This window comes from Cellvibrio sp. KY-YJ-3 (genome assembly GCF_008806955.1).
Classification (GTDB): domain Bacteria; phylum Pseudomonadota; class Gammaproteobacteria; order Pseudomonadales; family Cellvibrionaceae; genus Cellvibrio.
The window spans coordinates 1,925,971-1,945,531 of sequence record NZ_CP031727.1; the positions used below are offsets into that span (position 1 = coordinate 1,925,971).

The 19,561-nt window shown below is 48.7% G+C and carries 18 protein-coding genes; 12 read left to right on the forward strand and 6 right to left on the reverse strand.

Translation table 11 applies throughout. The features are described 5' to 3' along the window. The first annotated feature begins 59 nt into the window (after positions 1-59). From D0B88_RS08140 to D0B88_RS08155, 4 genes are all read left to right on the forward strand, one after another. A complete protein-coding gene (locus D0B88_RS08140; protein WP_151056429.1) occupies positions 60-986 on the forward strand; it encodes a hypothetical protein in 927 nt (308 codons plus the stop codon). A gap of 30 nt (positions 987-1,016) precedes the next feature. Next, complete coding sequence (locus tag D0B88_RS08145; protein WP_151056431.1) at positions 1,017-2,582, forward strand: hypothetical protein; 1,566 nt, start codon at positions 1,017-1,019, stop codon at positions 2,580-2,582. Positions 2,583-2,784: 202 nt separating this feature from the next. Continuing rightward, on the forward strand, positions 2,785-3,309 hold the full coding sequence (locus tag D0B88_RS08150) for a nucleotidyltransferase domain-containing protein (protein WP_151056433.1): 525 nt from the start codon (positions 2,785-2,787) through the stop codon (positions 3,307-3,309). Between the two features lie 101 nt (positions 3,310-3,410). Beyond that, a complete protein-coding gene (locus D0B88_RS08155; protein ID WP_151056435.1) occupies positions 3,411-5,291 on the forward strand; it encodes a YfiR/HmsC family protein in 1,881 nt (626 codons plus the stop codon). Here D0B88_RS08155 and D0B88_RS08160 read toward each other — a convergent pair. The 4 genes from D0B88_RS08160 to D0B88_RS08175 all read right to left on the reverse strand — a co-directional run bounded on the left by D0B88_RS08160 (position 5,227) and on the right by D0B88_RS08175 (position 11,373). Further along, positions 5,227-7,791: an EAL domain-containing protein gene (locus D0B88_RS08160; protein ID WP_007645872.1), complete on the reverse strand. Its 2,565-nt coding sequence runs from the start codon at positions 7,789-7,791 to the stop codon at positions 5,227-5,229. The two genes, D0B88_RS08155 and D0B88_RS08160, sit on opposite strands and share 65 nt — an antisense overlap. A 131-nt stretch (positions 7,792-7,922) precedes the next feature. Beyond that, positions 7,923-8,783 (reverse strand): ABC transporter ATP-binding protein, encoded by an 861-nt coding sequence (locus tag D0B88_RS08165; protein WP_007645874.1) that lies wholly within the window; start codon positions 8,781-8,783, stop codon positions 7,923-7,925. 93 nt (positions 8,784-8,876) lie between these two features. Continuing rightward, a complete protein-coding gene (locus D0B88_RS08170) occupies positions 8,877-9,854 on the reverse strand; it encodes an ABC transporter permease (RefSeq protein WP_007645876.1) in 978 nt (325 codons plus the stop codon). A gap of 142 nt (positions 9,855-9,996) precedes the next feature. After that, entirely contained in the window at positions 9,997-11,373 is a 1,377-nt protein-coding gene (locus D0B88_RS08175; RefSeq protein WP_225318593.1) for a CmpA/NrtA family ABC transporter substrate-binding protein, read from the reverse strand. Between the two features lie 478 nt (positions 11,374-11,851). Here D0B88_RS08175 and D0B88_RS08180 point away from each other — a divergent pair, with 478 nt between their 5' ends. Next, the gene (locus D0B88_RS08180) at positions 11,852-13,012 is read left to right on the forward strand and encodes a transglutaminase domain-containing protein (RefSeq protein WP_151056437.1); all 1,161 of its coding nucleotides are present in this window, start codon (positions 11,852-11,854) and stop codon (positions 13,010-13,012) included. Here the strand turns inward: D0B88_RS08180 and D0B88_RS08185 are convergent. Beyond that, positions 12,999-13,487: a DUF3833 domain-containing protein gene (locus D0B88_RS08185; RefSeq protein WP_151056439.1), complete on the reverse strand. Its 489-nt coding sequence runs from the start codon at positions 13,485-13,487 to the stop codon at positions 12,999-13,001. The genes D0B88_RS08180 and D0B88_RS08185 overlap by 14 nt on opposite strands. A gap of 267 nt (positions 13,488-13,754) precedes the next feature. Between D0B88_RS08185 and D0B88_RS08190 the strand changes: the two genes are divergently transcribed. The 4 genes from D0B88_RS08190 to D0B88_RS08205 all read left to right on the forward strand — a co-directional run bounded on the left by D0B88_RS08190 (position 13,755) and on the right by D0B88_RS08205 (position 16,834). Beyond that, entirely contained in the window at positions 13,755-14,573 is an 819-nt protein-coding gene (locus D0B88_RS08190) for a DUF1080 domain-containing protein (RefSeq protein ID WP_151056441.1), read from the forward strand. Between the two features lie 63 nt (positions 14,574-14,636). Beyond that, a complete protein-coding gene (locus tag D0B88_RS08195; RefSeq protein WP_151056443.1) occupies positions 14,637-15,119 on the forward strand; it encodes a glutathione peroxidase in 483 nt (160 codons plus the stop codon). Positions 15,120-15,145: 26 nt separating this feature from the next. After that, on the forward strand, positions 15,146-16,270 hold the full coding sequence (locus D0B88_RS08200; RefSeq protein ID WP_151056445.1) for a retropepsin-like aspartic protease: 1,125 nt from the start codon (positions 15,146-15,148) through the stop codon (positions 16,268-16,270). A gap of 15 nt (positions 16,271-16,285) precedes the next feature. Continuing rightward, on the forward strand, positions 16,286-16,834 hold the full coding sequence (locus D0B88_RS08205) for a pyridoxamine 5'-phosphate oxidase family protein (RefSeq protein ID WP_151056447.1): 549 nt from the start codon (positions 16,286-16,288) through the stop codon (positions 16,832-16,834). A gap of 73 nt (positions 16,835-16,907) precedes the next feature. Here D0B88_RS08205 and D0B88_RS08210 read toward each other — a convergent pair whose 3' ends face one another. Beyond that, positions 16,908-17,807, reverse strand: coding sequence for an aspartyl/asparaginyl beta-hydroxylase domain-containing protein (locus D0B88_RS08210; RefSeq protein WP_007645899.1), 900 nt, complete (start codon positions 17,805-17,807; stop codon positions 16,908-16,910). 186 nt (positions 17,808-17,993) lie between these two features. On the opposite strand from D0B88_RS08210, the gene D0B88_RS08215 reads away from it, so the two are divergent. Genes D0B88_RS08215 through D0B88_RS08225 form a run of 3 tightly spaced genes read left to right on the forward strand, consistent with a single transcriptional unit; the run spans position 17,994 to position 19,546 of the window. Then, entirely contained in the window at positions 17,994-18,593 is a 600-nt protein-coding gene (locus D0B88_RS08215) for a CPBP family intramembrane glutamic endopeptidase (protein ID WP_007645900.1), read from the forward strand. Positions 18,594-18,642: 49 nt separating this feature from the next. Beyond that, entirely contained in the window at positions 18,643-19,050 is a 408-nt protein-coding gene (locus D0B88_RS08220; RefSeq protein WP_040393630.1) for a GNAT family N-acetyltransferase, read from the forward strand. Positions 19,051-19,087: 37 nt separating this feature from the next. Continuing rightward, positions 19,088-19,546: a GNAT family N-acetyltransferase gene (locus D0B88_RS08225; RefSeq protein WP_151056449.1), complete on the forward strand. Its 459-nt coding sequence runs from the start codon at positions 19,088-19,090 to the stop codon at positions 19,544-19,546. The last annotated feature ends 15 nt before the right edge of the window (positions 19,547-19,561 follow it).

A 19,561-nucleotide genomic window follows, 5' to 3' on the forward strand; every position in this document is an offset into this window, starting at 1 on the left:
TTTAACTGCACAGTTGTACATGTCCCCATCCTTAACCAAAAGCCGCGCGAGTAGTAATTGTGATTAAACGCTGCATACTTGTCAGTTTGTTATTGCTAATGACCAGCCTTGCGGCCCACGCTCGCGAGCTGGTGGTGGTGTTTGAAAATAGTTTGCAACCTTCTACATCGCTGGATGCTATGGCGCGTTCACAAATGTTAATGCGCAACCTGGCGATGGCGGAGGTGCCGCAGGCGATGTTTTTAATAAAACCGCGCGCGCTCGACAACAAGGATAAAGCGCGTCTGCAGCTTTACAGCGATCGCGGTCATTTATTGGTTAATGCCGGTTATAACCATAGTTTGGTCAGCAAGAGTGACCTGTATGCCTATGAAGTCGGCATCCTCAAAGCCAATCGCCTGCTGTCGCCTTATTCCGGTTACCGGCAGCATTTGCATTTTTCGTATTTACACGAGCAAGGCGATAGCGCAATCCAGCGCAGTTTAATTGGGTTTGTCAAAATGCGCGGTTATCGCCCGGCGTTTACTACCTATAACCCATGGCGCGGGGTGGATGCTTATTTGAACCAGCTGTATCAAGCGCGCATTAAGCTCAATCGCCCGGTCAACATGGCGGCGCTGGAAAGTGCCTATGTGGAATTGTTAGCACAGACGTTGGTCGAGCAGGATGCACTGGCATTTAACCTGCTGGGTTATTCGCCACCGCAAACCCTGGTATTACAGGAAAATGATCTGGCGGCGTATTTTGTAGTGGCATTGCTCGATGAATTAATTGCGCGTGGCTGGCAGTTGAGTAGCGCGCAGCGCTTGGTGGATGCACCCATCGCCAACCCTTTATTTAGCAGTGGTTGGGGCGCCAATAGTTTTTGGCCCGCAGTGACTGGCCTGCCCGATATTCGTGTTGCTTACCCTCGCACCCTGGGTGAGCGCAAAACCTATGTGGATAATTTTTTACAGAGCCGGGTTCCCGGTTTACTTGAACACTAATTGTTTTTCTGAGGGAGTTTTATAACTACCATGCAAACTACAGCTGCAAAAAAATGCGCACTGGGTTTTACAAAGTGGACTGCGTTGGCTTTTACCCAATGCACCGCCGTGATGGTCGCCGCGCTGCTCGCGACCAGTGTTTCTGCACAGCAAAAAACGGTTATTTTTAAAAACGGTTTTGAAGCGGGCAATGACAGTAAAAAATGGGCGCTCATGTACGGTGCAAATTTAGTGGAAACCGATGCGCGCACCGGCACAGCGGCGCTGCTGATTGATCAGGGGGAAGCCTCTGTACGCAGCCGTGTCAGCTTGAGCGAGCAGGGCACGCTGGAGTTGTGGCTTAAAACCTCATCGCCTGCGACGCAATACAAAATTAATGTACTGGTAGCTACTACTCAAAATAGCGATAGCGGTTGGGTAAACGTTGGCAGCATTCGCGGTAATCATGACACCAACGAATATTATGCCAAGCGTGTTTCTATTGATGATCCGGGCAAAAAATTCCTGCGGTTGGATATTGAAGTCACCAACGGCCAGTTGTGGGTCGACGACTTGAGTGTGGAAAAAATTCTGCTGGATACCGCGCTGCAAAAAAATCAGGAAAAAGTTATCGCCGAAGTCTTAGGTAAATTGCGCGACGACAAAAACTATCAAGTGCAAGCAGACGCACTGCGCACGCTCGGCAAAAATTACGCCGCGCAAGTGGATGTACAGCGTCAATATTTGGAATATGCCAATGGCATATACTCCAGCGTCACCTTGGTGCTCGCCACTTCCGAGCGCGGCAAAATGGCCAATCCACTCGGCTATCAAACCTTTAAAGGTGTAGTGAACGATGTGCGCACTGTTGCATCACCCATTCAAAAAGCGCGCATGGATTCTATGCTGCGCCCACTGGGCGATATCGCCACTGCCACGCTGAATATTATGACCAACGGTACCTACGCCGCTTTTGCTGAGCCCTTTAAAACGATTGTCGCCACCGCGTTTGATCGCTCATCCTATGAGAATGCGGGCATTGATCGTAAATCCCGTAAGTTTGCGGAAAAAAATGGTTTGGAAACCTTCAATAAAACCGAAGTGTTTTTGGGCGAAATTGAAAAAGAACTTAATACCGTCACCGCGCTGGACAAAGACCTGCTGGACATCCAGCGCGAGGTGGATAAATTCCGCAAAGACCTGGACAAACATTTAAAAGAATCGCTTATTGCCGGTGGCATGGGGCGCGGGCAGGACAATTACAAACGCGTAATGAGCAAAGACGAACCAGTGCGCGCTGCCGCGCTGCAAGAGATCGACAACTATTTTATGGTGCAAGCGGAAAGCTACCAAAATTACTCCAGCTCCAACACCGAGTTTGTGCAATTTATGATGAAAGCCACCAGCACCATGGAGGGCACACAAGTATTCAAAGAGCGCTTTAACCAAATCGCCTCCTCGGTAATCACCTTCTACGACAAATTCGACCGCTCCGTCGCCAAGGATCAAAACCCCTTCACCAACGACAAAGACCGCGCTGTGTGGGAAGCCCACGCGGTAAAAGTCCGCGCCTACATTCAGGAATCCAAAGCCGCGTTCGCCAAAGCTTATATGTAATTACATGCAGCCATGTTCCACCAAAACGCCCCGCAAGCCGGGGCGTTTTTGTTTCTAAAAGTCCCAGTGTTGAAGCGGTTAGAAACGGTGGTTTATCTTGTGGGGGAAATGTCGTATAAAGCGGCAGATTGCGAAGCTCTACCCTGATATACAGTCACAGGCATATTTTTCTTCTGTAACTTTATTGGCGACAGAAATTTTTATGAATAAATTCCATCTTAAATTAATTAGTGAATTAGTCGCAGCGACAGAACAGTTGGATATGCCGATATGGATTGGCGGTGGTTGGGCTATTGATGCCCGTCTGGGGCGGGTGACTCGCCCGCATGATGATATTGACATTACGTTTCCGGCAGAGCGGAAGGATGAATTTATAGGGTTGCTTGAGAGCATGGGAGGAAGAGTCACCGAGGAGACTGATTATGGCTTTCTTGCGCAGCTTCGCGGTATTCTTCTGGACTGTGAGCCAGCTCATTGGGTGGGCAACGCCTACGAAGTTGAAGATACGCCACAAGGCTCCTGCCCTATGGCGTTTGAGGGGCAGATCGAGGGAATGCTAATTAGGTGCAACAGCTGGGAAGCAATTTTGTGGGATTATTTTTATTTCGCTGACGAGCTTCCTCAGGCGCAGTGGCCAGCAAAACATATTCACTCCTATGCGTTAGTGTGTTCGGTATTGGGTGTTGAGCATGTTCAGCGTTTAAGAGCGACTTTTGACTCAAAGTAGTGAAGTGTTTACTTTGTATGGAAAATCAATGCAGCTAAATCTGTTCTGCATTGCAGCATTCAGCCGTTTAAAAACCTATTCATAATAAATAGAAGTAAATTATGCGTTTATTCCTTGGGCTTTTCCGGCTTGTTATCTGTGTTAGCTGCCTTGTGTTGCTCGCACCGCGCCTGTGGGCGCAGCCGTTGGAAGAGCAGAAAATTGTCGCTTCTTACCTTTATAACTTTGCCAAAAATATTGAATGGCCGCAGGTTAAAACCCTGCGCTCTTTTGATATTGCGCTTTATGGCGATGCTGACCCTGCGCTCTTGAGTGCGCTGCAGGGCTTGCGTGAGCGAGTGAAGGTTCATGGGTTGGCGGTGAATTACCGGCAGGTGAAAACACCCGCGGAGTTGGCAGCATTTCAAATGGTTTATATGGAAAGCGCCGATAAAAAAACCATGACCGATGTGTACGATGCATTGGATGGTAAGCCGGTGTTGTTGGTGACGCGCGATTACAGCAACCAGCAATTGGTGATGATCAATTTAATCAGCACAGGGCGCAGCCTAAAGTTTGAAGTAAACAAATCCAATATTCTCAACCAAGGGTTGGGAGTACAGTCTGAATTGATTTTAAGTGGCGGCACCGAGATTGATGTGGCGCGTCTGTATCGCGAAGGGCAGGCGTCGTTGGTGGCCTTGCAAAAGCAATTGCGCAATCGTGAAAAGACACTAAAAGAATTGACCGCCTCTATTGATAACCAACAGGCGATTAACCACAACCTGCAGCAACAAATGGCGGATTTGGCCGAGAATATTGATGCCAGCGATGAATTGATTGCCCAGCAAAAGCACCAATTGCAATTGCAGCAAACGCAAATAGACGCCAGCCTGCGCGAGCGCGAAAAATTAATGCAGGAAGTGCAGTCGCGCACGGCAGAGTTGGATGAGCAGCAAGCCTATTTACAAAAAATCCTCAGTGAAATTGATGCACGTGAAAAACGCCTTGCGGATTTGAATAAAAATACCCGCTCACTGGAAAGCACTATTCTTGAACAAAAAAATGCCATAGTTGGCCTGGATGAGATGGTGGATTCGCAGCAAGTAGCACTGCGTTACTTGTGGGGCTCGGTGGTATTGGGTGCACTGTTAATTATCACCGTCTTTATTGCCTACATTATTAAACAGCGCGATAACCGGCGCCTCGCGGCGCGCAGTGAGGATTTGCAATTAGCGCAGGAGCGCTTGGCAATTGCCAAGCGCAAAGCAGAGGACGCGAGTCAAGCTAAAGGCGAGTTTCTTTCGCTGATGAGTCACGAATTGCGCACGCCATTGCAGTCGATTATCGGTTATACCGAATTAGTAATTGAAGAATTAAAACTGGTTGAAGATGAAGCCCATGTGCAGGATTTACAGCGCGTGATTAATAACGGCGAGCGCTTGCTAAAATTAATTAATGGTGTGTTGGACATGGCCAAAATTGAAGCCGGTGGTATGGAGTTGGATTTAACCCACGTAAAACTTTCGCGCTTAGTGGATGAGGCATTAAGTGCGGTGGTGCCACTGTTGGAAAAAAATGCCATTCGCCTGCGCGTGGATGTGGAGGATGGCGAGACATTGCCCATTGCCGACCCTGAAAAGCTGCTGCATATACTGATTAATTTACTGAGTAACGCCGTTAAATTTGCGCCCCATGGCGAGGTGGACGTGCAGGCATTTCATCGCCCGGAGGAAATATTTATCAGTGTGGCGGACACTGGTATTGGTATTCCACTTGAACAGCAAAACAGTATTTTTGATCCCTTTAAACAAGCCGACTCCAGCGCGACACGCAAATATCAGGGCAGTGGTTTGGGCTTGTCTATTAGTCGCCAGTTGTGTGAATTAATGGGCGGCACTATTCGGGTGGAAAGTGAATTGGGCAAGGGCGCGCGTTTTATTGTGGAGCTGCCCCTGCCGATTCAAACAACCGCAGTGGGTAAGGTTGCGGTTCCAGCATAATTTCCTGTGCGGGTTTGGGAGCACCCAAGTGGTAGCCTTGCACAAAGTCCACGCCCATTTCTTGTAGAATATTTAAAATGGCCTGGCTTTCCACGTATTCTGCAACCGCTTTTTTGCCCAAAGTTTGAATTACCTGAATCATTGATTTTACCAGCGTTTGATCAATTTCATCGCAATCCAGATTTTGGATAAATGAGCCATCCAACTTAATGTAATCTGCCGGCAAATCTTTCAGGTAAGCAAAGCTGCTAAAGCCGGAACCAAAATCATCCACCGAAAAACTGCAACCCAATTTGTGTAATTCGGCAATCACGCGCTGGGTAATATGCAGGTTAAACAAACTTGCACTCTCGGTTAATTCAAAGGTGATGCGGCTCGGGTCTACACCGGTTTCGTCCAGGCTGGCGAGAATGGTGGCCATCAGCTGTTCGTCTTTAAATGCCTGTGCGGAGAGGTTGATCGCAATATGATTCAGTGCGGGGTAATCGCGCAGGTGACGAATGGCTAATTTAATAATCCAGCGATCCAGCAAATGCATTTCGCCTGACGCTTCCAGTGCGGGAATAAAACTGCAGGGGCCGATAACTTTTCCATCCAGATCGTGCAGGCGCACCAGTGCTTCGTAGTAAGAAACTTTTTTCGCTTTCACATCAAAAATGGGTTGGAAGTAGAGCATCATGCGGTCTTCCACAATCGCCTTGCGCACTTTTTGCGACATGTTGATGGAGTGACGCAACTCATCGCTTTCGCTGTCTTGTGGGTTGTACAAGTGAATCAAATTGCGCCCGCGCCCCTTGGCGACATAGAGTGCAATATCGGCGCGCATTAAATGTTCTTCCGGGTTATTGGTACTGCCGTCAATCAGGCTCATACCAATACTGCTGCCGAGATTAATTTGTTGTTCCTGCAACGGGAAACCAAATGCGGCCACAATGGCCTGCACGCTCAGCGCAAATTCCCGCGCTTCACTGCTGCTGGTATCGCGCATTAAAATTGCAAATTCATCGCCACCCAAGCGGCATAAAATATCGGTGCTGCGCACTTGTTGGCTGAGCAGGCGCGACATATCGCGCAGTATTTCATCGCCTTTTTGATGACCAAAGGTATCGTTAATAACTTTGAAATGATCCAGGTCCATGTACACCAGCGCGTGTTGGGTATTGGTGCGCACGGAATCGGCGGTGAGTTGTGCGAGGGTCGTTTCAAAAAAGTGGCGATTGTATAAACCAGTGAGAGAGTCGTGCATTGCCAGATATTTTAATTGCGCTTGCGATTCGCGTCGCTCGGTCACATTGTCCAGACAGACTGTGAGCGTGGTTTGGTCTGCAACTTTTGTCGAGCGGCTGATTTTCAATTGCGCCCACAGTCGCTGGTGGCGACTGGTGCTAAAACAAAGTTCAATTTCCGGGAAGGTTTTTTTCTGTTGCAAGGCTTTGCGAATTTTGCTTTTGAACAGTGCAAATTGGCTGATGTCTTCCGGGGCGATAAAGTGATCCAGTTTTTTCCCAATACAATCGCCCACCGCAAAACCCAGCAGGGTTTCCCACGCGTGATTTAAATAGTGAATGCGAAAATCCAAATCCAGTTCCATCACCACCGATTGCAAATCATTGAGCAATTGGTGATGGCTTTCATAGAGCTGACGAAACGCCAGCTCGCGCGCTTCCAGTGATTTTACCCGCGCCGCAAATTGTGCGTTGCTGACGAGAAAATCCTCGCGGTGAATTGCGATGTCGCACACGCGGCGCAAATGATCGGCGCGAAAAGGTTTGGGTAAAAAATCTACCGCGCCGAGCAGCATTAATTCTTCTGCCTGATCGATAGTGGTGTGCGCAGTCATAATCACTACTGGCTGATTGGGATCAGTAGCTTGAATATCGATCAAAATATCGCGCCCGGACAATTTGGGCAGCATCACATCCAACAGCACCAGATCGTGGCGGCGCTCGCGCCAGGCGTTGAGGCCGGTATCCCCTTGATCGGCTATTTCAATTTCAAAATTGGTGGCCAGCACCCGTTTAATCAGGTCGGCGGTATCGGGCTCATCTTCAATGACCAACAGGCGTGGTTTGCGTGTGTTCTGCGGCATAGCGTCGCTGAGCTGTGCAATCGCAGGCGCTAAACGGTGCAGGTGATCCAGAGGAATAAGTTCATTGATGCCGTATTCGCGTGCGGTGACTTCTGCAATACGTTCGCACCAGGTGTTGGCGGTGATGATAATGGGCAGGTCGGCGCGGCAGTGTAAAATGCCGCTGCGCACTAAACGCGATAAGCGCCAGCCATCTAAATCCGGGGTTTCGACATCGGCGATTAATAGATCAATGTGTTGGTGACGCAACAGACGCAAGGCTTTTTGTGCGGAGTCTACCGCATGGATTGTCTGATAATTTGCATCTTCCAGACAGGTAAGAATCGCATCCAGTGCGCTATTGTCGCTATTAACTACCAGAATACTGATGAAGGCGTGGGTATCTTGTCTTAACTTATTATCATTAAACACGCTAAGGTCTCCGCGTTACCGTGCGCGCAGCCTAGCATAAACCGTCCCTGGTTTTTACTTTTTAACGCGCTGTTGGCAGCGCGTTAAATGCCGGGTTTAGCTGAAGATTTGGTTGACGTGTTAATTGTGGCTCAGGCAACGCTTTTGGTGGGGACGGCAGCTTCTTTATCGGCGAGCTTCTCCGCGCGCTTTGCACTGATCGGTTCCACTTTGCGTTGCTTCTCGTAAAGGAAGCGCAATACCGCCGAGCGATAACCGTTGTATTCCACGTTATCCGCCAATTCCAAGCGATTGCGCGGGCGCGGTAAATGCACATCCAGAATTTCGCCCACAGTGGCGGCAGGGCCGTTGGTCATCATCACAATACGATCAGAGAGCAGCACCGCTTCGTCCACATCGTGGGTAATCATAATTACGGTATTGCCCAGCTCGTTTTGAATTTCCATTAACGAGTCCTGCAGGTGGGCGCGGGTAAGTGCATCCAGCGCACCAAAGGGTTCATCCATCAATAATACTTGTGGCTCCATCGCCAACGCGCGCGCAATCCCCACACGCTGTTTCATACCACCGGAAAGTTCGTCGGGGCGTTTGTGCAGTGCGTGGCTCATGTGCACTAATTCGAGGTTGTGTTCAATCCATGCGCGCATTTCTGCTTTGGTTTTTTTACCTTTAAATACACGCTTAACGCCCAGCTCCACGTTTTCATAGGCTGTTAACCAGGGCAGTAGTGAATGGTTTTGGAATACAACCGCGCGCTCCGGGCCTGGCTCGTTCACTTCGCGACCATTTAATACCACGCCGCCAGTAGTGGCCTGGTAAAGCCCGGCAACAATATTTAATACCGTCGATTTACCGCAGCCTGAGTGACCAATCAACGAGACAAATTCGCCTTTTTTGATTTTTAAATCCACATTTTGCAGTGCACAAAATGGACCCTTGGGCGTTGGAAATTCTATGCCGACTTTGGTTAATTCCAAGTGAACCTGGCTCATGGTGACTTCCTCAGTAATCTTTTGCTAACAATAAAAGTGTTTATCAATGTGAATAAAGCAATTCGTATGCCGTACTAATCAACACAAGGCGAATTAGCGGACTACGGCACTTTTGTCCCAATTCACATAGGTTTGAATCATCAAAATGGTGCGGTCGAGCAAGAAACCGATAATCCCGATCACCAAAATGGCGAGGCAGATACGGCTGAGTGAATCAGATGAACCGTTTTGGAATTCATCCCACACAAATTTGCCCAGCCCCGGATTTTGCGACAGCATTTCGGCAGCGATTAATACCATCCAGGCGATTCCGAGAGAGATGCGCAGGCCGGTGAACATCATCGGAATGGCGGAAGGCAATACAATTTTTGCTACGTGAGTAAACCAACCCAAACGCAGTACGCGGCTGACGTTCACCAAATCTTTACTGACACCGGCAACGCCAACAGCGGTATTAATCATGGTGGGCCAGAGTGAACAGAGGCTCACCGTTAACAGCGAAATAATGTAGGACTTGGAAAACATTGGTGAATCGGAAACGTACACCGCGCTGACCACAATGGTGACCAGTGGCAGCCAGGCGAGGGGTGATACGGGTTTGAATAATTGGATCAATGGATTGATTGCGCTGTATAGCGGTTGGCTCAAGCCAATCAGGATTCCCACCGGGATGGCGATGAGTGAGGCCACCAGAAACCCGGAGAGTACGGTAAATAAACTGGTGTAGATTTTGTCAAAAAAAGTTGGGCGGCCATTAAATTCGCGCACATCAAGAGTGGCGTTAGGGTCTTTGGCCAAAAGTTCGGCATTGCGCTTTTCCTGACGCTCGTAAAATACAGCTGCGCGTTCCTGTTCTGCCTGATATTCATCCACTAGGTTGCCCCATTGCTCGTAGACTTGTTTGGGTTGGGGGAAATCACCCAGCGAGGTTTTTATATTGGGCGCTACACCGTGCCACAACATCATAAAAAAAAGTACTCCGACCAAGGGCATTAAAATGCCAATCAATACCTCGCGCCATTTAATCGCTTTAAATTGTTCAAGTTTCAGGGTGGCTAATTTATTGCTCATGATCGTTTCCTCGGGCAGCCCGCTGAATCAGTATCAGCGGGTGCACTACAGCGGTTGCCAAAAAATTAAATCGTTGGTGTTGCAGTGAATTATTGAATCCTGTCGGTATTAAATGCGGCGGGTCAGTGACCCGCACAGGCAATTAAATTTTTTCATCACCTTTCAAACCAATAGGAAACTTGGTCAGGTAGTCGTTGGGTTTTGTTGCATCAAATTGCACGCCGTCAATCCATACAGTTTCATCGGGGGTGCGAATACCGGTAAAGGTTTTGAAATCAGGGAAATCGCTAGCCGCCATTTTTCCTTCTTCAATCAAGTCAGCTGCGGCTTGTTGATAAATTTCCGGAGCAACAGATTTTTTTGCCATTTCCATATACCAGCTGTCGGGTTTGGCTTCAGGAATTTGACCCCAGCGACGCATTTGAGTCAGGTACCACACTGCATCTGATACATGTGGATAAGAGGCGTTGTAGCGGAAAAATACGTTGAAGTCCGGTGTTGGGCGCACGTCTTTGCGCTCGTACTCAAACACCCCGGTCATGGAGTTGGCGATAACTTTATAATCGGCACCTACATAGTGAGCAGCGGAAATCATTTTTGCACCAGCAGAGCGATTGGCGTTGTTGTTTTCATCGAGCCACTTGGCGGCGCGAATCATTGCCTTCACTACGCGAATACTGGTGTTAGGATTTTTTTCCAGGAATTCTTTTTTCATACCAAATACTTTATCGCCAATTTTGTTGTGCACGGCCATTACCGGCACACCAATACCGCGAAATACGGCTTGTTGGTTCCAGGGTTCACCCACGGAATAACCTTGAATTGTGCCCGCTTCCATCGTGGCCGGCATTTGCGGCGGCGGGGTTACTGACAACAAAATATCGGCATCAATTTGTCCGGTGGTGTCGCCTTTGTGCGGTGCATATAAACCGGGGTTAATTCCGCCGGCGGCAAGCCAGTAGCGCAAGCCCATGTTGTGAGTGGACACTGGAAATACCACGCCCATTTGGATGGATTTACCTGCGTCTTTCATTTCATCTACAACAGGTTTTAGGGTGCTGGCGCTAATAGGATGAACTGGTTTTCCATCGGCACCCACGGGTACATTTTTTTTCATTTTTTTCCAAATTTCATTGGAAACTGTAATGGCGTAGGTGTTCTGCGTCATGGTGAATGGAAACACCAAATTCGCTTGCGTGCCGTAACCAATATTGGCGGCAACAGGTTGTGCCAGCAGCATATGAGAGCCATCCAGCTCACCGGAAATTACCCGGTCGAGTACTACTTTCCAATTCGCTTGCGCTTCCAACTCAACGGTTAAACCTTCATCGTCGAAATAACCATTTTCATAGGCAACCGCGAGGTCAGCCATGTCGGTGAGTTTAATAAATCCAAATTTCAAATCGGTTTTTTCAGCTGGGCCAGTTGCTGCTTGTGCCGCGCTGATAAGCGAAATAGTTGCTGCAAGAACAGCAGCCGTTTTTTTCAACGGTTTTAGAAAACGTGAGACTGCATGCATTTTTTTGCTCCTGACTATTGGTCTAAAAAACTAAAAAAATTATTGGGAAAATCTGGTTGTTGCTGTGCAAGTACTACTAATCAAAAAAACGTTTGGTAATTAGCTCTATTCAAACACTGTGCCAATTCCAGTAATGCATTTTTATGGCGCATTAAATTGGATTTTGATTCGTGTTTTTTTCGCTTTTGCACGCGCGCGGAACACAAAAAAATGCACTGCTTTTTTTTGGTGCCGTGAATGCACGATTTGATGGTTGTTGGCTGGTGCTTGGTTGTTGGTGTGCCGCACTTTATTGGCGCAAAATCGCACTAGTGCGGCGCAGCAGGGGAAACAGCAAACCCGAATCGGGTGAGCGGGGAGGGCGAAGTCATTTTAAAAAGTGTTTTAAGTCAATGGGCTAGCGATGGTTAGGTGTCAGCACTCGCGCTGGGCAGCGTCTATACTGGAGTGCAGATAGAACCCATGATAAGGATAAATAATGATGAAGTTGTGGCGGTTTTTGCTGGTTTATCTCTGCGTTGGCCTCTGGGGCTGTTCCTCGGTGGTGCAAAAAGTTCCGTTTTTGGCCGAGCAGGGCCCAATTGCCAAGGCGCTCTCGGGAGAGTTGATTCTCGGGCGCCCTTATACGGCTGCAGATTTGCCTGACCACGAGCTATTTGAATTGACGCCGGAGATGGAAAACTTTGCTACCAGCACCGTCGCGGGTATTAGTGCGGCGGATAAAAAAGCCGAGGCATTGCATCGTGCACTAATGACATCGGTGCAATTGGGCGGGCGCGGTATTACTTATTCGGCTTACACCACCAATACCGGCATCGATGCTTTTGAAAAGCGCCAGGCCAACTGTTTAAGTTATACCTTGCTTTATGTGGCCATGGCGCGCCATCTAGGGCTGAAAGCAGAGGTTAATGAAGTGATATTGCCGCCCACCTGGGATATGCGCGAGGGGGATACCTATCTATTTATGCGGCATGTGAATGCCAAGGTGTTTATGCCCAGTACGCCGCGCACCTGGATCAGGGCAGTGAACACGGCTGATGTGAGCGACATAGTGGTGGATTTGGAGATGCGTCGCTTTCGTGCGCACTACAAACAAAAAGTGATTGGCAAGGATCTGGTGGCAGCGCAGTTTTATTCCAACCGTGGCATGGAGTTGGCGGCAGAGGGCGATGTCCGCGCGGGATTTCTGTATTTGCGCAAAGCCTTATTGATGAGCGAGGAGCCGAGTTATATCTGGAGTAACTTTGGCAGTTTTTACCGCCGCCAGGGTTTTATGGCGGAAGCCGAGGCGATTTATTTGCACGGGTTAAAGGTAAACCCGCGCGATTACACCATCATGCACAACCTTGCCGGCCTATATAAGGACACGGGCAATCTGGCACAGCACCAGTATTACCAAGAACGGGTGCGCAAACATCGCAATGCCAACCCCTATTACATTTATCGCCGTGCGCTGGAGGCGAGCGAGCAACAAGACTATGTCAAGGCATTGCAGTTAATTAAAAAGGCCATAAAAAAAGAGAAAGACGAAATTCGTTTTTATCGTTTGGCGGTTACTATTTATGATGCCTTGGGCGATAGTGAAAATGCGGAGCACATGCGCGATAAGGTGTATCAGCTCAATACTATTCGTTTCTGACAATCACTAGCTGGATGCTGCCCACTTTGAAACCCCATTTGCGCAGGGTGGATTCGTTGAGCAGTACCTTGTTGTCCACTTGCCACATCCAGTCCTCTACCCGCAGTTGTAGTGGCGAACCCTTGTAGGCAATTTCCAGTACATAATCCAGTTGCATCGCATTGCCGCTCACCTTGGCTTTGCCGGTGCCAATCACATCGCCTGCGGTGGCGTTGTAACCGTCGCCGTTGGGCGTGAGTGTCCAGTTGCGAAACTGCACTTCGCCGTCATCAAATACAAACCGCTCCTCCAGTGTACCCACGCCGTTTTTCCAGTAGGCATTGATTGTTGCATTGAAATAGCGCGTGACCTTGCCGCTGCGATCCTTGAGTACACCGTGAGCGCTCAGCGAGCCATTAAAAAAAACGCGCGGATCAAGCTGCGGAGTGTTTTGGGTGTAGTCGTCGACACTGGAGGTAGAACATGAGGAGAGCATAAGTATCAGGCCTGATAAAAACAGCAATTTCCAAGGGGCGCGCATGGAGTTGAGCCTTTCGTGAATGAGTTGTGTCCGCCGTACAAGCGGTCTTGCCATTACATACGCCGCCGTGTGCAGGGGGGATCACCGGTGCGAGTAACAGGGTAAAAGACTGTAATTGTCCATTTGCCTATATGGACTCAGGGCAACTCAGGTACTAGTCTGCCGCTGCTCTGCTATTCCCTGCAGGGCTATAACAACAAACGGCGACAACGAGGAATCACAATGAAATTATCCCTTTTGGCATGGGCAGGTCTGGCGACTGCGCTGGTGACGAGCAGTGTGCAAGCGGCCGAATGGCGCTCACTGTTTAACGGTAAGGATCTCACCGGCTGGCAGCCTTATGTGAGTTTTCAGCCTGAAACCAATGCCTATAACCTGGTTTCCAAACACACCCCGCGCGGTATTAACAACGATCCCAAAAAAGTGTTTAGCGTGGTGGATGGCCTGTTGCGGGTATCGGGTGAAGAGTGGGGTGGTTTGACCTCGCTGGAAGAGTTCGGCGCTTTTCATTTGAAGTTTGATGTGAAGTGGGGCGAGAAGAAATGGTCGCCACGCTTGGATGCCCCGCGCGATAGCGGCCTGCTGTATTTTGCCGTAGGGCCGGAAGGCGCCCAGAGCAGCCACTGGTTGCGCAGCCACGAGTTTCAGGTGCAAGAGGGCGATAGCGGCGATTACCACAGCCTGGACGGGGTGATTATTGACGTGCACGCCACCGACACCAACATTGGCGATTGGAAATTCTACGCCTATGACCCCAAAGCACCGCTGCGCAAAGATATCGCCGCGCGTGTATTGAAGCTTGGTCTCCACGAAAAACCCAGCGGTGAGTGGGACACCATGGAAGTGATTGCCGATGGTGAAACACTAATCCATAAAGTGAATGGTCATGAAGTATTTCGCGGCTTTAATTCCCGTCACAAGGTCGATGGTAAATACGTCCCGCTGGCGCGCGGCAAGTTGCAAATCCAATCCGAAGGGGCCGAGACTTTTTATCGCAATATCCAGATAAAAGCACTGGATAAACCGGCGGCGGAGGATTAAGTCGCGCTTGATTAAATAGCGGCGCGCGTGCAGTCTGGGCTCATTACCTCACGAGGATTACTTATGAGCCCCTTCTATTCTTTCTCCGCCGAATCCCTCACTGGTCAGCCTGTGCCCATGGCTGACTACCAAGGCAAAGTCGTGCTGGTGGTGAATACCGCCAGCCAGTGCGGCTTTACCCCCCAGTACGCCGGTTTGGAAAAGCTGTACCAAACCTATAAAGATCAGGGTCTGGTAATCCTCGGTTTCCCCTGCAATCAGTTTGGCGGGCAGGAGCCGGGCGATGCCGCTGAGATAGCCCAGACCTGTCAACTCAATTACGGTGTTACCTTTCCAATGTTTGCCAAGGTGGATGTAAATGGCAGCGAAGCCCATCCACTGTTTAAATGGCTCACCGATGCAGCGCCAGGTATGTTGGGCAATGCGATCAAATGGAACTTCACCAAATTTTTAATTGGCCGCGATGGTAAGGCGATTAAACGTTTTGCCCCTATCACCAAACCGGAAGCGCTTGCGGACTCCATTCGCGCGCAATTGAATCCCTGATTTTAATGAAGGCCCGGTGTTAACTTATGCGTTTTGCTCCCTCGCTGGCACTGACAGTCATCGCTTTCGCAGCGGGCTTTTATGCGAGTGAATATCGCCACACAAAAGTTGCGCCCTCCGATCTTGCCCCAGCCTTAACCGAGAACCCGGCGACCAGCAGCTCCACTACCAATGCCGCGCATTCATCACCATTATTGAATGAGTCGCTTGATAAATCGCTGGCCGCCAGTTCTGCCATCACCCAACAACCGTTTTCCAGTCTTGCCGCATTAACCCCCCTTGAGCAGGCAACGCGATGGATCGCCACCGGCAACTATGGGCAAGCGGTGCCCTTACTCGAGCAGCTACTGCAAACTGATCCGCAATTGGCGGAAGCCATGCGTTTACTGGCACGGGTGTATGAAGAGCAGGGGCAACATGAACAAGCTGTCGCGATCTGGTTTCGTTATTTCAGTGCAGAAATTGACGCGCAAAAAATCGAGGCGGGTTTGCAGTACCTCGCTAATTATTTGGTGCGCTTGGCATCTAACCCGGTGCTATTTGGCGAGCGTCAAGCGTGGTTAATGCAACAGCTAAATGACTTGATTCGCTTAACCCCGGACAATGGTGAGTTGCATTTGCGTTTGGCAAGCATGCATCTGGATGATAAAGAAAAAGAGTTGGCGCAGTACCATGCACTGATGGCGGCGAATCAGGTAGATACCCGCGCGCGCGCCGATGCGTTGTTAATTCTTATTAGTGGCGATGGTTTGAATAACGCGGCGCGCGGAGAAGAAGTCACCATTGCGCTGCAGCGTTTTGGTAAACAATTTTTAGTCCCGGTCACCATCGATGGTATTTCTGCGCGTTTGTTATTGGATACCGGCGCTTCCATCAGTGGGCTTACCGCGACTTTTGTAGAGCGCCACTACAGTTTGGTGCGCAATACCAAACCCATCAAACTCAATACTGCCAGCGGCACGGTGGACAGTTATTTATTTGTGGTGAATAGCCTCAATATCGCCTCGCTGGAATTTACCCAGCACCTGCTCGCCCGCTTGCCGATGGATAATGCCAATCAATTTGATGGCCTGCTCGGCGTCGATATTCTCGGGCGCTTTGAGTTTGTCATCGATCAGGAAAAAGCCGAACTGTATTTACGTAAGCGTTGATAAGGAGTTGATTTTATGGGTAAACGTTTTGAGGCTATTTCAGAAGCCTTGCAGGAATTTATTGCACAACAGAAAATATTTTTCGTGGGTACGGCAACGGATACCAGCCGGGTAAATATTTCCCCCAAGGGTATGGATTCATTGAGAGTGCTGGATGCTAACCGGGTGATTTGGCTCAATGTCACCGGCAGTGGCAATGAAACGGCAGCGCATTTGCAAACCCACCCGCGCATGACGATTATGTTTGCGGCTTTTGAAGGTGCGCCGATGATATTGCGTTTATACGGAACCGCGCGTGCCATTCACAATGGTGACGCTGAGTGGGCAGCGCTCTATGCGCATTTCCCCGCAAATACCGGCGCGCGTCAGATTTTTGATATGCAGGTGGAGTTAGTACAAACCTCTTGTGGAATGTCGATACCATTTTTTGATTATGTAGATGAGCGCGAGCAATTGAATCAATGGGCTGTTAACAAGGGCGAGCAAGGTATTCGTGATTATTGGCAAGAAAAAAATAAACTCAGCCTGGACGGTGTGCCGACGGGAATTGATAAAGTGCTGTAAAAAAGTAAAAACGTAAAAAACAGATAAATAAAAAGGCAGCCATGAGGGCTGCCTTTTTTAATGAGATTTTTTGTTAGAAAAAAATCCAGTAAATAAGTGCGAGATACAAACTGTATTGCACTAAATAATAAAGTGTAGTGTTGAATGCCTTGAGCTTTTTGCCGAGCAAGCGAATTTTATACAGCGTGCCAAAGGCGCGGTTTAAAAAACCTACCTTGTCGCCATCCATATTCTTGGTTGCCGAGCCAGCCACCACAATGCGCGAAAAGAGTTCATTAAACCAATCGACCAGAAAGAAATTGACCGGGCGTTTAACATCCACAAATAAAATGATTCGATTTTGATCGGTTTTATTGTGTGCGTAATGAATATAGGTTTCATCAAACATTACTGCTTCGCCATCGCGCCAAAAATAGGGTTGGCCATCCACACTAATAAAACAGTCTTCGGAATTGGGGGTGGATAAACCCAGGTGGTAGCGCAGCGAACCAGCGTAGGGGTCGCGATGTTTTACCAAGCGCGCACCCGGCGGCAACATAGTAAACATAGCGCCCTTGATATTGGGAACCTGGTTGATAAGCGCTACCGTTTGTGGGCAAAGCTGTTCGGCAGATTTAAGGTTGGCGCCATACCATTTCAGGTAAAAACGCTTCCAGCCAGTTTTAAAAAAGGAGTTAAAACCCAAGTCATCCAACTTATCTGAGGCTCTAATTTTCGCCTCGGCATTCAAACTTAATGCCTCGTCGCGAATGGTTTCCCAGTTGTCCTGTAAAATTTTCAGCTCAGGGAAATCGGCAGGGTTAAGGTAGGCGGTCTTTTTATCCTTGGCAAAAATATAAAATAGGCAATTAATAGGTGCTAAAAAGTTGGCGTGGTCACTCAATTTGCGCTGCCAGCGTTCATGCTGGACAGTACCGCGATTCTGGATATAAATGGCCGAAATAATAAAAATGGCCAGTACCAAAAGTCCCATTTGTTAGATCTCCGGGGGGCTGCTAAACAGGCCGCCAGAATACTGATGGGGTATGGCTATTTCAACGGACAAATGTAAGAAGTTTGTGCGGCTTGCAGCCTTAGCTGGTATAAAACGTCATTTCGCTGCCAGCCCTGTGGCAGCACCCCCTTCCCGCCCGGGCAAAGATGAATTGCAGAGGATTAAATGGAAAAGAAATTGGGTTTTTCGGCAGTCTTGACCAGTCAGGTCACGATCCTGCTTCTGGGGCTGGGAGCACTCCAGTTTGCCGCTATCGATTGGCAGTGGTGGGGCTTTTCAGCGGGTATGGATTTGCTCCTGGCAGTTCTGGCGGCGCTTCTCACCTATGGCACTATCTACCTCATGTATCGCCATGGCGGGCGATTTGCGGCAACCTTATTGGCAGATGTGCAGAAAATAACCGTGCATTTTGCCGACTACTCCTGGGCTAAAATTGCCTGTGTTGCACTGCTTGCTGGCGTGGGTGAGGAGTTGCTGTTTCGCATTGCCTTGCAGTCCTGGTTGGCGAATCATGTTGCTATTTACCTGGCTATTTTTGCACCGGCATTAGTATTTGGGTTGTTGCATTTTTTGTCCTGGTCTTATTTTATTGCGGCAACCGTCATGGGTTTGCTGTTTGGTATTGTTTATCATCTCACCCAAAGTGCAATGCTCGTGATTGTATGGCATGCCGTTTACGACTTGATCGCCTTGGGGGTGATGATTAAATATCCCCAACTCCTGGGGTTGCCGCCGCGCGTTACCAATAATTATTTTTTGTCCTGATTCTTATTGGAATTATCACCGTCTTTTATTAACACTCTTGAAACCCGATATGAAAATTATTGAAACCCTGGCGCCCCATCATCTGCCGCAATTGCATCAGCTATATTTGCAACAGTGGTGGTCAAATACCCGTACTCTGGAAGAAGTTAACGCCGTACTCGCCGGATCTTCCATTACTCTTGGCGTAATTGACGAACAGAATAATTTAATTGGTTTTACCCGGGTGTTAACCGACGGTATTTTTAAAGCTTTGATGTTTGATGTGATTGTGGGCGAAGGTTATCGCGGCCATAAAATTGGTTCGCAGTTGGTGGAGTATGTAAAAGCTCACGCCAAGGTCAAGCGGGTAAAACACATTGAACTGTATTGCCTGCCTGAATTACAAAGTTACTACCAGCAATTTGGTTTTGTCACCGATGTGGGTGGCATGCAGTTAATGCGCCTGACAATGCGCTGATATTGTTGGATTTATTTTTTACTAAAAGGAATCTTTTATGAGCCTACTCGCAATAAAAACCGCAGGTATTGACGATATTAATTCGGTAGCCGTTTTGTTTGATTTATATCGTCAGTTTTATCAACAAGCTCCCAGCCTTGAATTGGCGATGAGTTTTATCAAGCAGCGTATATATAATCAGGAATCAGTTATTTTATTGGCGGAAGAATACGGAGAGCCTGTTGGCTTTTGTCAGCTCTACCCCAGCTTTTGCTCAGTAATCGCCGCCCCCATTTATGTTCTTTACGATTTGTTTGTTCACCCGGCTAAACGTCGCACTGGCGCTGGTAGGGCATTGTTGCTGGCGGCGGAACAGCAGGCAGAGTTTGCTGGCGTCGCGCGTATGGATTTAACAACCGCAAGAACCAATGCATCGGCGCAGGCGCTTTACGAATCACTGGGCTGGAAAAATGACACTGTGTTTATTGCCTATAACAAAAATATTATAACCAGCTAATTGCAGGTTTTTTTT